The 13,084-nt window shown below is 49.9% G+C and carries 12 protein-coding genes; 6 read left to right on the forward strand and 6 right to left on the reverse strand.

All coding sequences use genetic code 11. The features are described 5' to 3' along the window. Positions 1 to 11: 11 nt before the first annotated feature. Complete coding sequence (locus tag ACYVJM_RS02190) at positions 12 to 1,442, reverse strand: glycoside hydrolase family 30 protein (RefSeq protein ID WP_461146565.1); 1,431 nt, start codon at positions 1,440 to 1,442, stop codon at positions 12 to 14. 460 nt (positions 1,443 to 1,902) lie between these two features. Between ACYVJM_RS02190 and ACYVJM_RS02195 the strand changes: the two genes are divergently transcribed. The 4 genes from ACYVJM_RS02195 to ACYVJM_RS02210 all read left to right on the forward strand — a co-directional run bounded on the left by ACYVJM_RS02195 (position 1,903) and on the right by ACYVJM_RS02210 (position 5,109). After that, the gene (locus ACYVJM_RS02195; protein ID WP_461146566.1) at positions 1,903 to 3,099 is read left to right on the forward strand and encodes a THUMP-like domain-containing protein; all 1,197 of its coding nucleotides are present in this window, start codon (positions 1,903 to 1,905) and stop codon (positions 3,097 to 3,099) included. A 57-nt stretch (positions 3,100 to 3,156) separates the two neighbouring features. After that, positions 3,157 to 3,840, forward strand: coding sequence for a hypothetical protein (locus ACYVJM_RS02200; RefSeq protein ID WP_461146567.1), 684 nt, complete (start codon positions 3,157 to 3,159; stop codon positions 3,838 to 3,840). Between the two features lie 541 nt (positions 3,841 to 4,381). Next, on the forward strand, positions 4,382 to 4,780 hold the full coding sequence (locus ACYVJM_RS02205) for a hypothetical protein (RefSeq protein ID WP_461146568.1): 399 nt from the start codon (positions 4,382 to 4,384) through the stop codon (positions 4,778 to 4,780). A 41-nt stretch (positions 4,781 to 4,821) separates the two neighbouring features. Then, on the forward strand, positions 4,822 to 5,109 hold the full coding sequence (locus ACYVJM_RS02210; protein ID WP_461146569.1) for a hypothetical protein: 288 nt from the start codon (positions 4,822 to 4,824) through the stop codon (positions 5,107 to 5,109). A 67-nt stretch (positions 5,110 to 5,176) separates the two neighbouring features. Here ACYVJM_RS02210 and ACYVJM_RS02215 read toward each other — a convergent pair whose 3' ends face one another. Both ACYVJM_RS02215 and corA read right to left on the reverse strand, forming a co-directional pair. After that, entirely contained in the window at positions 5,177 to 7,684 is a 2,508-nt protein-coding gene (locus ACYVJM_RS02215; protein ID WP_461146570.1) for a bifunctional UDP-N-acetylmuramoyl-tripeptide:D-alanyl-D-alanine ligase/alanine racemase, read from the reverse strand. A gap of 57 nt (positions 7,685 to 7,741) precedes the next feature. Continuing rightward, positions 7,742 to 8,824, reverse strand: a complete 1,083-nt coding sequence (gene corA / locus ACYVJM_RS02220) for a magnesium/cobalt transporter CorA (RefSeq protein ID WP_461146571.1) — start codon at positions 8,822 to 8,824, stop codon at positions 7,742 to 7,744. Between the two features lie 222 nt (positions 8,825 to 9,046). On the opposite strand from corA, the gene ACYVJM_RS02225 reads away from it, so the two are divergent. Together ACYVJM_RS02225 and ACYVJM_RS02230 are read left to right on the forward strand one after the other, a co-directional pair. Further along, positions 9,047 to 10,195, forward strand: coding sequence for a glycoside hydrolase family 18 protein (locus tag ACYVJM_RS02225; RefSeq protein WP_461146572.1), 1,149 nt, complete (start codon positions 9,047 to 9,049; stop codon positions 10,193 to 10,195). 40 nt (positions 10,196 to 10,235) lie between these two features. After that, the gene (locus tag ACYVJM_RS02230; protein ID WP_461146573.1) at positions 10,236 to 10,859 is read left to right on the forward strand and encodes a DNA-3-methyladenine glycosylase family protein; all 624 of its coding nucleotides are present in this window, start codon (positions 10,236 to 10,238) and stop codon (positions 10,857 to 10,859) included. A gap of 19 nt (positions 10,860 to 10,878) precedes the next feature. On the opposite strand, the gene ACYVJM_RS02235 is transcribed toward ACYVJM_RS02230, so the two are convergent. The 3 genes from ACYVJM_RS02235 to ACYVJM_RS02245 form a co-directional block, all read right to left on the reverse strand. After that, entirely contained in the window at positions 10,879 to 12,273 is a 1,395-nt protein-coding gene (locus tag ACYVJM_RS02235) for a DUF4403 family protein (RefSeq protein WP_461146574.1), read from the reverse strand. 51 nt (positions 12,274 to 12,324) lie between these two features. Further along, entirely contained in the window at positions 12,325 to 12,480 is a 156-nt protein-coding gene (locus ACYVJM_RS02240; protein ID WP_461146575.1) for a FeoB-associated Cys-rich membrane protein, read from the reverse strand. A 67-nt stretch (positions 12,481 to 12,547) separates the two neighbouring features. Continuing rightward, complete coding sequence (locus tag ACYVJM_RS02245) at positions 12,548 to 13,084, reverse strand: YfiT family bacillithiol transferase (RefSeq protein WP_461146576.1); 537 nt, start codon at positions 13,082 to 13,084, stop codon at positions 12,548 to 12,550.

Below are 13,084 nucleotides of genomic sequence, written 5' to 3' on the forward strand. Positions count from 1 at the left end.
ATTTATTCCCGTTACCAGACCAGAGTTGCGACAGCACCACCGGCCAGAGTAGCCTGGGTATATCTATTCTGACTGATAATACGGATTCGCTGCGTGGATGGGCTATCGTTCAGTAGAATCATGACCGTTTTTCCATCAGGTGTCTTAAACGCAACGTTGGGCAGGGACTTAGGCAGGTCTGAATCGATACGCACCGAACCCGGCCGGACAAATTTTGCCGCCAGTGCCACAATGTAATAGGCGGGATTCCGCTTTACGGTATTGTCCCGGATCGTTAACGCTCCCAGACATTGATCACATCCGCCGGGCGTGTGCGGCTTTTGGTCGGGGTCAGCGGCCAGATTCCACTCCAGCACCGTGCGGCTCCAGTTGCGGGTAGCCCCGATAATCAATTCCCGAACATGCCAGTTCAAGTCCCCTTTCAGATTGCCGGGCGCCCCAATCCACTGTTCGGTAAAATAGATATTCTTGTCAGGAAACGCCTGGTGAACCTCCGAAAGCGCGCTGATCGGGCCAGCGTACAGGTGGAACGCCGAACCATCCACGTATTTACGCACTTCAGGATCGGCCAACACCGACAGCGGATAGTCCGGCCGGTCGGCATTGTGATCGTACAGAATAATTTTGGTTTTAATCCCGGCTTTTTTAAAGGCCGGGCCCAGACTTTTCCGGATGAAAAGCGCCTGTTCGGCGGGGAGCATCAGCATACTGGGGTTGTTGCCCGGATGCAAGGGTTCATTCTGAATGGTTATCGCATCGATCGGAATACCTGCTTTCTTCATGCCCTGAATGTACCGGACGAAATACCGGGCATACACATCGTAGTACTCCAGTTTCAGGCTTCCACCTTTTGAATTTCCGTTGGACTTCATCCATACAGGTGGCGACCAGGGTGACCCTAAAATTTTGAGGTTAGGGTTGATTGATAGGATCTGTTTCAGAACGGGAATCAGATGCGGCTCATCCGGGGCCAGACTGAATTTAACCAGGTTCGGGTCCGTTGCCCCCGCTGGCAGATCATCATACGAAAATACCCGTTCATCTAAATCCGATGCGCCAATGCTAACCCGCAGGTAGCTAACACCAATGCCCTTACCTGAAGTCGAAAAGAGTTCGGTGAGGAGGGACATCCGGGCAGTGGGCTCCATTTGGTTTATGAGCAGGGCACTCCCCCCCGTTAACGTGTACCCGAAGCCATCAATAGTTTGATAGGTTTTGGCCGGGTCTACCCGGATAGTTGCCGGTGAGTCAGTCACGTTTTTACTTTCGCGTGATACCAGCGGAGCTTGTTTTTTAAACAAAACCGCATGTACTGGATCGGTCAGCCAGAATTCGACTTGCCCGGAGGTACCCGATTTTAACGGCGACTGGGCCGATACAGGGTGTAAAATGGAATAAATAAGGCTGAGAGAAAGCCAGCAAAGTGGTTTAGATTGGCACATGTGCGAGTTGACGTCGAGCTACAATCCAGGCTCTTGTCCGATCGAAAAGGCAGTTACTCCGGCGTCTCTACTGAATAGAACCGGAAACCGGCAACTTGCTCACCAGTATTACCCTACCCTCGCGTGTTCGGTTGAGCTGGTTCTAAACTACTTTTTCCAACTCGTACCGGATATCGCCTTGATTAACCCAGGCAGCAACTGAATTAAACCATACAGAACTACAGCCACAAGAAATGCCTGATAAGCGCCTATTTTTGTTGTGGCATTGGCTACAATGACGAACAGACCGGCTGGAAAATTATGGCGAAAAAGCCTGACTTATAGTGCCTGAGCGTTTGGGTCGGCTTAACAAGTTCCTTACGTTGGAAGTATTAATTTGATTAGCCGGTCTGCAACGCTCACACGTCAGTATAGGTTACACGGTAGAAGAAGGAGACGAAAAAATAAAAGATTACTTATTGTGATTACGCTTTCTATACCTGAACGCACCTACATACAAACTCACCTGACCGACAATGTCAGCGCTTTACTGCTAAAAGCGGCACCGCCTGGTCTGGATATCAGGAAACTGGCCGCTCAGATAGCTGCCCGGCAAAAAGCGAAAGATAAACTACCCACCTGGTACGCAAATGACGCCCTGGTGTTTCCACCGGGCCTTTCGGTTGAACAGGCATCGTCTGAGGAGACCGCTCAGTATAAAGCTTCGCTCGTGAGTGGGAATCGGTTGCTGGACCTTACCGGCGGCATGGGGGTTGACACCTGGGCTTTTTCCCAACGTATGAAACAGGTTATCTACGTAGAGCGAAACCCGGAACTTGCCAGTCTGGCTGCTTATAACCTGCCGCACCTGGGAACGGCTAACGTAATTATCCATACGGCTGATGGTCTGTCCATCGTAAGGACGTCAGCCGAAGCTCCTGCCGACTGGCTATACCTGGACCCACATCGGCGAGATGAGACGGGGGGGAAAGTTGTTCTGCTTCAGGATTGCGAACCGGACATTACCCAGCCCGAAACGTTGATGGCCTTGCAGGAAGGGTCGAAGCGAATTTTACTGAAAGCCTCCCCCTTGCTCGACATTGATCTGGCGGTTCGACAGTTAGGAAAAACCGTCGAATCCATTCATGTCGTTGCCGTACAAGGCGAAGTGAAGGAAGTCTTATTTGTACTTGGCAGTCAGCCAATTGACTCAAAAAGTATTCAGGTTAACAGTGTTAACCTGATCAATGGACAAGCCTTAACCTTTTGTTTCAAACAAGATGATGAACGATTGGCAGAGGTACCGTTTGGAGACCCGCAGACCTACCTGTATGAGCCCAATGCGGCCGTTATGAAAGCCGGTGTTTTTCGATTGGTCGGTGCCCGATTCGGGTTGACAAAGCTAGCGCCCAACAGCCATTTATATACCAGTACAGAACTTCGCAAAGACTTTCCGGGGCGTGTTTTCAGATTCAATCAGTTGATCAGACCTGATGCAAAAACGGTTAAACTGGCCATCCCTGACTTAAAGGCTAATCTAACCGTTCGAAACTTCCCGCAATCTGTAGCCGAATTAAGGAAAAAATTATCTTTACGCGAGGGCGGAGATATTTACATCTTTGCAACCACCCTTCTCAACGGCGATAAACGTTTGTTAATAACCAAAAAAGTTGCCTGACAGGTTGTTATTTTTTTCACCTCTCCCGGCTAACGACCGGACTTACTCACTATACTCATGAAAATTATTTTACGTTACTGCCTGACCTATTGCCTTTTAACCTATTCTTATTCAACCATTGCTCAAACTATTTATGCGGGCGAAACCACGGTTGAGAAGGCCAAATTACCTGGCTTGTATTTAACCCTTCAGGGCGACGGCAAACAGATTGAAAAAGATTGGGAAACCAAACTTCAAACATTTGGGCGCACTGCGTCGTCCAGAGGGACGTATCGGGTAACTAATGCTAACATCCCCTCCATATCACCAGAGCCAATCAATCTGGTCAGTACGGTCAAAACAACGCGTACCTCGGCAACTATTTTTGCTTCTTTCGATCTTGGCAACGGCAATTTTGTAACGACTGGCGGAACGGGTTATGCTGCTGCTGAGGCACTCTTAAAAGAGTTTTCAACGAATTCATTATACGGTCAGGAGGTTCGACTGGCCGAAAGCAGTTTCGACGAAGCCCAGAAGAATCACCAGAAGCTTGTTCGAAACGGAGAGCGCCTGCAGCGTGAAATCGAACAGAATGCTAAAGAAAAAGAACGGCTGTTAAAACGTATTGACGAGAATGCCAAACAGCTTGAGCAGTTGAACAAAGACATCACGACCAACAAAACCGAGCAGGAAACCGCACTTGTGGAGTTGGATAACCGAAAAAAGAATGTGGAAGCCGTAAAAGCCAAAAAGATCAATTAATAGGCTCCATGTTTAGCTCCCCTTCTACTGTCATGTTTGTAATGCAAACAGATACAAAGTAGGTAGTTTATAAAATATTTTAAATTTAACGCCAAATTTAACCCCCTTTTGCCAACAATCTGTCCACACAAGTCGTTGGAGTACATTAGAGGGCAGGTGACTGCCTTCTTAGGGGTTGCTCAAGTAACTAATTTGAGTGGTTCCTAGGTGTGGATAGATAGCGGAAAGCCCGGTTACTTTGTGGCCGGGCTTTTTTTTCAGTATTCTTCAAAAGGCAATAAAGCCTTAAAATCACCATGCAAGTAGTTTTAAACGCCAACAGCCTTCTTACCCTATTATTATAAATGGTATAGGGAATCAACCGCCCAGCTGCAATGTGGCTGGGCGGTCTTGTTACCAGTGAAACCGGTTTGCATGCACACGCTTAGCGCTACACTCATTTTTTGTAGAACACCGGTTCAGGCCGTTCAGCCTGTCGCTAAATAACCTTATCTTCGCTTTGTCAGCTTCTTTCAGTCAGTTGTCAATTGAACAAATTCGTATGAAGATTTTCAGTTTTGCATTTGCGCTGTTTATTACCCTTTCCAACCTGGCTTCTGCACAGAAAAAGCCGGTCGAAAACGAAAAGTTTGTGCTCCTGAATAACGGAGCCACCATCGGTATGATCATCAAGTCGGTAATGAAGGCCGATAAGCAACGGCTTAAGCTGAGCGAGCAGCAAGTCCCAAAAGCCAAAGAAATTATTACAACTGCCGTCGTCAACTTTAATGACGGGGTGAAAAAATTAAAGGCCTCCGGAATGACAAATAAAAAATTACGGGCGCTGGCTGTTACTGTAGAAACGAATAAAGTCCTTGCATATAAAGCGATACTAACGCCCGCTCAATACGCTATTTTGGCTGCCGGACATAAAAAAACATTTCCGGAAAGTAATGTCTAACGGTACACTGCCTCAATCCTTCACACAAACGATGCGTAGCTATGAACACGACAGTCTTACTCATTGGCTTGACATTGCTTATCGCCTGGTATATCAGGGATAGATTCCTGGAGAAAAACAGTAAATCTCCTGCACCGGGCGACTATCGGGGAGTTGTCCTGAAACGCCCAGGCAGCACAGTAGAGGACAAGCAGTTGATTAATAACAACCCCGAACTAGCTGCCAACCCCACAAATGAGCCTATGGTAGGTCGAGTCTATTATGGGATTCCGGGACAGAGTTATAAAGGGTACATCTGGAAAGGCCGCATCTTTACCGAGAGAAGGTGAACCACAATCAAGCTTTTTCTTAGATCTGGTGACCCCTTCTCAGACCGGTCCAATGACCGGTCCCCCCTTAGTTTCCTTCCTTAAAAAACACCCGTTTGACCCGCTCACTGACGCCGGTCAGAATTTCGTACGGGATGGTGCCGATGCGCCGGGCCAGCTCTGTGATGGGCAGTTCAGGGCCAAAGACAATCACCTCGTCACCTTCACTGACCGACGCTGCTGTTACATCGATCATCGTCATGTCCATACAAATGTTCCCAACGGTTGGGCAGCAGGTTCCGTTTACCCAAACTTCGCCAACACCATTGCCCAGTCGGCGGTCATAGCCATCGGCATAGCCAATCGCCAGGGTGGCAATCCGGGCCTGGTGGTCAAGTACCCCCCGGCGGCTGTACCCAACCGATTCTCCGGCCTCAACCGTTTTGATCTGGCTGACAACGGTCCGTAGAGTACCCACGGTTTGCAGGGCCGTCTGCTCGGTACCGGTTGCTTCGACACCATACAAACCAATCCCTAGCCGAACCATATCGAGCTTGTAATCAGGGAAACGCACAATACCGGCGGAGTTAAGCAGATGACGCGTGGGCAGGTAGCCCAATTCCGTCTCCAGATATGTGGTGCATCGCAGGAAGGTTTCGTACTGCTGTTTGGAGAACGGATTGAACTGCGCATCGTCGGCTCCCACCAGATGACTGAAAACCGTGGCAATGTGCAAATCCGGGTACCGCTTGAGAAAGTCGGTTACGATCATCAACTCACGCTCAAGAAATCCCAACCGGTGCATTCCGGTATCTATTTTCAGGTGGATCGGGTACGGTTTAGAATCATTATTCGCCATACGCTGTCGTTCTCCAGCCAAAAATTCACCCCATTCCCGCAACAGACGCAGGCTATAAATTTCGGGCTCCAGTTGGTGTTCCAGCAAGGTGGCAAAGGTTTCCGGAGCCGGATTCATGACCATAATGGGTAAGTCGACACCATTCTGCCGGAGAGATACGCCCTCGTCGGCATAGGCTACGGCCAGGTAGTCGACCCGGTGAAATTGAAGCAGTTGCGCTACTTCGGCACTACCACTGCCGTAGGCAAATGCTTTGACCATCACCATGATCTTCGTTTCTGATGGTCCATCGCTTCGACTGATCCGTTCGCGGTAGTAGTTCAGGTTGTGGGTCAGCGCATCGAGGTTAATCTCCAGAATGGTTCCGTGTACTTTCCGCTCCAGGCGATGTACGATGCGTTCGAACGAAAAAGGTCTTGCGCCTTTCACCAGAACCGAACTATCCCGAAGGTCGCTAAATGAAAACTGAGTCAGAAAATCGTCCGTCGTAGCGAAAAACTGGCTATTCTCCTTAAAAAATAACTTATTCCGACTCACAACCGGACCGATCCCGATGAACTGCCCCACCTCATTGGCCCGCATCAGATTACTCACCTGCTCGTATAACTCGGCTTCGGGCTGTCCCGTCTGCAACACATCGGACAGTATTACCACGCGTCGACTGCGGGTGCCCTGCTGGTTCAAAAACCGCAGGGCGAGTTGCAGACCCACCATGTCATTATTGTAGGAATCGTCGATTAGCTCGCAGTTGTTGATGCCTTCTTTCTGCTCCAGCCGCATGGAAACGGGCCGTAAGCGGTTCAGCCGGATTTGCAGTTCCGCAGCCGTCCAGGTTCGCAGCGACAGCATCGTAACCAGGCAATGCATAAGGTTTTCGACGGATGCCGGGTCTGTGAATGGCAGAATCAGTGGCTGGTCAATCGTGACGTTTCGGCCGGTCAGGCTTAATTTGTCGCCCTGCACATGGCCCTGATACAACGCATTACGCCCGGTAAGCGACCAGGTAATAAACCGCATGTCCGGGTTTACAGCTCTCAGGAGCATGTTCACCTCTTCATCAATATCTGCGTAATCGGTGCAGTAAACAAGGGCCCCGGCGTGAATAAAGAGCCTTAGCTTTTCGGCAACTTTCTGCTTTCGGGTCCGGAAGCCTTCATCATGGGCGGTGCCTATGTTTGTAAAAATGCCGAGGGTTGGTCGAATGATGGCTTCCAGCGCCTGCATTTCCTGCGCCTTGGAAATCCCGGCCTCAAAAATACCCATCGTGTGGCTTTCGGTCAGTTGGTGTACCGATAGCGGCACACCTAACTGCGAGTTATAGCTTTTGGGACTTCTGGCAATGACATAGTCATCGGCCAGCAGTTGCGCCAGCCATTCTTTTACTATCGTTTTTCCATTACTCCCCGTAATGCCAATGACCGGGATGCGAAACTGCCGACGATGATCGGCGGCCAGCACCTGAAGTGTTTGCAGGCTGCTGTCGACCTCTATAAATTGGGCATCGGCATAGGCGAGCAGTTCTTCACGTCGTTCGGGGGTGAGTGCCGACCGCTCCACGACAAACTGTCGAATACCCTTCCGGTACAGATCGCCAATGAACGCGTGCCCGTCGTGGTGCTCGCCCTGAATTGCGAAGAAAACCGCATCGGTAGCCAACGTATCCGATGCGTGGCCGGTCACCTGCCTCGAATCGGTAAACCAGTGTTGGTTCGTCAATTGAAATTCTTTTGTTAACATAAACAGGTGTCAGCCATCCGGCCTTGACGCAATGCTAGTGCCGAACGGCTCCGGTAATCACATCCATCCGCGTCGTTTGAAATAAATGATTTCGCCAAGGGCAATACACCCCATAACAATCAAGGTCCAAAAATAACCCCAAGGCGACCTTAATTCAGGCATGTTACTAAAATTCATGCCGTAAATACCTGCAATAAAGGTTAGCGGGATGAAAATGGCCGATACGATCGTCAGCGTTTTCATGACCGAGTTCATCCGGTTATTCACGATGGAATAATAAACGTCCATCAAACCGGCTATCATTTCACGATAGGAATCCAGTGTTTCAATGACCTGATTGACATGGTCGGACAGATCGCGCAGGTACGGAATTGTGCTGTGCTGGATCATGTCTGACTCGCCCCGCAGCAGCGTACCCACAATATCCCGGAGCGGGTTGATTGTCCGACGAATGAAGGCGAGTTCTCGTTTAAGTTTGTACAGATTAGACAGCGTCTGCTGGCTGGCCCTTTCCTCCACGATCTCCTCTTCCAGCTCATCCATCTTCTCGCCGATCCGTTCGGTGATCAACAAATAGTGGTCAACCATTACATCCATCAACGCATACAATAAATAGTCGGCCCCATTGCGACGCGTCTTCCCCGAGGAGGCTTTTATCCGGTCGATCACGGGTTCAAAAATATCCTGAGACCGTTCTTCCTGAAACGAGATCAGGTAGTTCTTCCCCAGCACCAGACTCACGTGCTCCACATCGATCTCCTGCCGTTTGCGGCTATGATGCAGGTATTTGAGCGTTATGAATACGACCGTGTCGTCGTACAGATCGAGCTTCGGTTTCTGTTCGGTATTGACCACATCTTCGAGTAGCAGCGGATGCAGATGATACTGCTGACCAATGGCGGATACCACATTGGGTTCGTGAATACCATCTACATCAACCCAGCTTACGAAAGGGGCTTCGGCGGCCGGTATCTTACAGACACTCAGTCTACTGCTATCATCAATGGAGTAGTCTGTAGCGTTGTAATCAATTCGTTTGATTTTTGTGGCGTGTTCGATCTCCTGACCTACGTAGGTGAGCGTACCGGGTGATGTACCAAGCAATTTCTCGGCTGAACGATTGTGTCGGCGTCTCGACATAAAATACCAGATAATCCGTCTACCAGACGGGTGTAAGCAGCTTTTGGAGTTAATCGCTAACGCAAACAGCGGCTAAAGTGTTGCAAAGATAAACCAACTACACGGCTCGTTAGGGAATGTTCAGAAAATGATGTTTTAGCGATCTTACCCTCTTTTCAAACAGCATGTCCTCCTTACCTTTGCCCATCAGCCCAAAGGCTGATTTACGACGCTATACTTCCTATGAAAAAATCGCTCTCCATTGCTGTCCTTTTCCTGACGGTGTTCGGACAAAACCTGCTGGCTCAATCGTCAAAATCTCATCCGTATGTCGTGATCGGTTACGTAACCGGCAGCGGCTGGACCAAAGACCAGATAGAAGCTCAGAAACTGACCCACATCAATTATGCGTTCGGTGTGCCTGACGAAAAAGGCGAAATTGCCCCCCTAACGGCCAAAGATGGCGAGAACCTGGCAAAACTGACCTCCTTGCGAGCCAGTAACAAAGACCTTAAAATTTTACTCTCCATTGGTGGCTGGGGCGGCTGTAAATACTTTTCCGATGCGGCTCTGAACGATGCCTCCCGCCAGAAATTCACAAACAGCGCGGTAGCCATTTTGAAAAAACACCGGCTCGACGGTATCGATATCGACTGGGAATACCCCGACCAGATTGGCGCAGGCAATATTTACCGTCCGGCCGACAAGAAAAACTTTACCCTTTTTCTGAAATCCCTGCGGGATGGGCTGGATAAACAGGGAAAGCTGGATAAACGCACGGGTGCGAATCATTACCTGCTCACTGCCGCCACCGGGGGCGATACAGCCTTTGTGAACCATACCGAACTTGGCAAAGCCCAGAAATTCCTCGACTATGTCAACATCATGACGTACGACCTGTATCACGGTAATGACAAAGTGACAGGGCACCACAGCCCGCTATACCAATCGGCCAAAGGCGACCACGCCCGTAACAGCAGTGCCGACGCCGTCGATGGCCATATTCGGGCGGGCGTGCCGGCCAGCAAAATTGTCCTGGGCCTTCCCTTCTACGGACGCGGCTGGTCTGAAACCCGCGACCAGGATAACGGGCTCTTCCAACCGGCAACGGGCAAACACTACTTTATCAGCTATGACGAACTGATGGCCAAATACATCAATAAAGAGGGGTACACCCGCTACTGGGATGAAGAGGCCAAAGCGCCTTATTTATGGAATCCAACGTCGCGTACGTTTATCTCCTACGCCGACCCGGAGTCGTTCATCTACAAAGTAGCGTATGTAAAGTCGAAGAAACTGGCCGGGGTCATGTTCTGGGAATACATCTACGACCTTCAGCAGAAAAGCATCCTGCTCAATACGCTGGTACAGGAATTAAACAAGCCGAAGTAAAATAGATATACTGAACACCTGGTAGTTTACTTTTTTGGAGATGACGGAAATTAACTCCCCTGCCCTGACGCATCTGGCTCAAGACCCGGTTATGGCTCGCATCATGGCGGAGACGCCCGCGCCTAAGATATTCAACGATTACGCCAGTGATGTTTATCTGGCGCTGCTCGAAAGCATAGTGTCGCAGCAGATTTCGGTAAAAGCAGCCGATGCGATCTTCGCCCGGTTTAGGGCGCTGTTCCCGGAGAACTACCCTCAGGCGAATGAGCTGCTGCTGAAAACAACCGACGAACTACGCAGCGCGGGCTTATCGTTTCAGAAAATCAAATACCTCCAAAGTGTTGCGGAGTTCTCACTGGATAATCCCATCGACCGGGCTCATCTGGATGGTATGACAGACGAAGAGATTGTGCAGTACCTTATTCCAATTAAAGGAGTTGGGCGGTGGACTGTTGAGATGCTGCTCATGTTTGTACTGGATAGACCCGATATTTTCCCCATCGACGATCTGGTTATCCGGCAACGGATGCTTCGGGCCTATCCCGTCCAGACCGAAGGGCTTACCGGAAAAACCCTGTACAAAAAGCTGCATGAGATAGCCGAACCCTGGCGACCTTACCGTACCACTGCCAGCCGTTACCTCTGGCGGTGGCAGGCCAAATAAACAGGTAGCCGCTGGACAATCAAAACCGCTTGACCTTAACGGCTACTTTCGATTGCACTTTGATCAACACCTGAATCCCGTCGGGCCGGACTACGATGCGTTGGGGTACCAATCGGAAAGTATCAATGTTCAACGCTGTTTTCTGCCCCACTTTAGCATTTGCAAATGCGGTTTCAATCTTGTTGGGGATGGATGATATTTGCTGGCGCAGTGGAATGACCATGGCTGCCTGAATGGTATCGCGGAGGTGGTCGTGCAGGAGCCAGTCGGCCGTAGCGAACAGCCGCTCTTTGGTATCGACATCAAAGTCGACCTCGTTCATGCGCAGCGTGTTGGTGAGTGTATCGTACTCGGGATCTCCGTGAAAGAACAGCGACCCTTTCACTTTGCCGCCCACATCGGCCTTTAGAATAAGCTTACGACCACTTCCGTAAACCGACGCACTTTTGATGGTTATGTTGCCACCGGCCAGATTAAGCTTTTGCTTGGCCAGCGTTTGGGCAAGTACCGAATTAACATCCGTATAGGGAATAAAAGCCAGCACCTCAATACGGGCCGAATCGGGCAGACTATTTCTGCGCAACAATCGGGGCAGCATAATTAAGCTGTCGACCATCGGCTTTGGTCCAAGATGCGTTTTCACCCGAAAGGCAATCTGAATGGGTACAGTTATCTGCTTTGCGTTGCCGTAAACGGGTGCCACCGCAATGCTGAACGGTCGGGGAAGCAGCCAGAAATTTTCGGGCACCTTGGCAATGCGCAACGGGTTTTGCATGTCCCGCCAGACTTTACTCACCTCCCGGTCAAGACGCAGTCCGTCGTACACAGCTTTGTCGATGGCCTTCTCAATGTCTGCTTTGCGCTTATCGAGTATTTTCTCGGCAATACCTTTTACATTGACTTTTATGCCTAAAAGCTGCACTTTAGGCTCCTGGAGCCATTGGTAGTTTTCAAACCTGGACCTGGTGGCCAGCCGCCACTGTGTGCCCACGCCAACGGGACTGTTAAACGTTACAGAAAGTGCACAGAGTGTTCGACTTTTGCGTTTCGCACTTTTGCGCAGACCAATCGGATTTGTGTACCAGACTTCAAGCGGGGCCGAGAAATAGACTTTCCGATTGGCGTACCGAATCCGAACGGGACCGGTACGCTCCACCCGAAACCGCCAGGCTTCGCCTTTATGCCCTTCAAAGGTCTCTTCGGGCACCAGTGTTTTCTTCAACGACTTGTTGATCTTCGCTTCTAAATCCCGGATATTGAAGGTTAGATTCCCCGCCATGTAGGACACAGGCTCGGTGACCGCCGGTTCAAATTCTTCCTGAACAGGCGCGTCCGGACGAACGTGTTTGCACGCTTCCAGACCAAAAACAAAAAGGAGTATAGTGAAAAATACGGTTGTTCGTTGAGTATTCATTTGCTCAACAAACAACCGTATTTTAAAAATGTTATACGGAAAATCCAATATTCATTTTTCGGCAGTCTTAACCGACACACTGGTGTCGGTCGCGCAGCCGCAGCCTTTGCCACAGCCTGCTTTTTTAGCCGAAAAGCTCTGGTATGCCCTATTGCCCAAGTAACCGACTGCAACGGCAAAAATCAGAAAAATGATGAGTTCCTGCATTGGCGTAAAAAGATGTAGGGTGTATGATATAAGGCGTCTGATATCACATCATATAGCATACATCTTTTTACACCCATCCGTTCCGTTGGGCCAGTCGGAAAGCGTGCTGGTAATGGTGTTCACCGTGCCACGCATACATAGCGATGACCTCCTGCATAGTGAATGTACGCTGACTGCCCGGATGAAAATAAGTACGGGTCAGTTCGGTTTCGGTGAGTGATTCCAGTACCGTTACCCAGCGATGATGCAGGTTGCGGAGTATGACCAGCGACGGCGCAATATCCAGTTTCGAATCGGGTAATCTGGCCCACTCCCCTTCCTCATAGGGCGAGATGGTCGGGTTCGACTCCGTAAGGGCAAGTTTAGTACGAACGTACGCGTTGATGTGGCTGTCGGCCACATGATGCACAAGTTGGCGAATCGTCCAACCCTCCGGCCGGTAGGGTGTATCGAGCCGGTCATCGCCCCACTTTCCAACCAGCTCCGTTAGTTTGAAAGGCATCTGATCGATTTCCCGGATGTGTTGTTTTGTTTCTTCGGCAGAAAACGACTGGCCATAAGTAAAATCACCAATCGGATATTTGAGGATTTGTAAATCGTCCAT

This window comes from Spirosoma pulveris (assembly GCF_054781875.1).

Coding starts and splice junctions, on each gene's coding strand:
- ACYVJM_RS02190 (WP_461146565.1), bottom strand. CDS start 1,442: ATGTGCCAATCTAAACCACTTTGCTGGCTTTCTCTCAGCCTTATTTAT.
- ACYVJM_RS02200 (WP_461146567.1), top strand. CDS start 3,157: ATGAAAATTATTTTACGTTACTGCCTGACCTATTGCCTTTTAACCTAT.
- ACYVJM_RS02205 (WP_461146568.1), top strand. CDS start 4,382: ATGAAGATTTTCAGTTTTGCATTTGCGCTGTTTATTACCCTTTCCAAC.
- ACYVJM_RS02210 (WP_461146569.1), top strand. CDS start 4,822: ATGAACACGACAGTCTTACTCATTGGCTTGACATTGCTTATCGCCTGG.
- ACYVJM_RS02215 (WP_461146570.1), bottom strand. CDS start 7,684: ATGTTAACAAAAGAATTTCAATTGACGAACCAACACTGGTTTACCGAT.
- corA (WP_461146571.1), bottom strand. CDS start 8,824: ATGTCGAGACGCCGACACAATCGTTCAGCCGAGAAATTGCTTGGTACA.
- ACYVJM_RS02225 (WP_461146572.1), top strand. CDS start 9,047: ATGAAAAAATCGCTCTCCATTGCTGTCCTTTTCCTGACGGTGTTCGGA.
- ACYVJM_RS02230 (WP_461146573.1), top strand. CDS start 10,236: ATGACGGAAATTAACTCCCCTGCCCTGACGCATCTGGCTCAAGACCCG.
- ACYVJM_RS02235 (WP_461146574.1), bottom strand. CDS start 12,273: ATGAATACTCAACGAACAACCGTATTTTTCACTATACTCCTTTTTGTT.
- ACYVJM_RS02240 (WP_461146575.1), bottom strand. CDS start 12,480: ATGCAGGAACTCATCATTTTTCTGATTTTTGCCGTTGCAGTCGGTTAC.
- ACYVJM_RS02245 (WP_461146576.1), bottom strand. CDS start 13,084: ATGGACGATTTACAAATCCTCAAATATCCGATTGGTGATTTTACTTAT.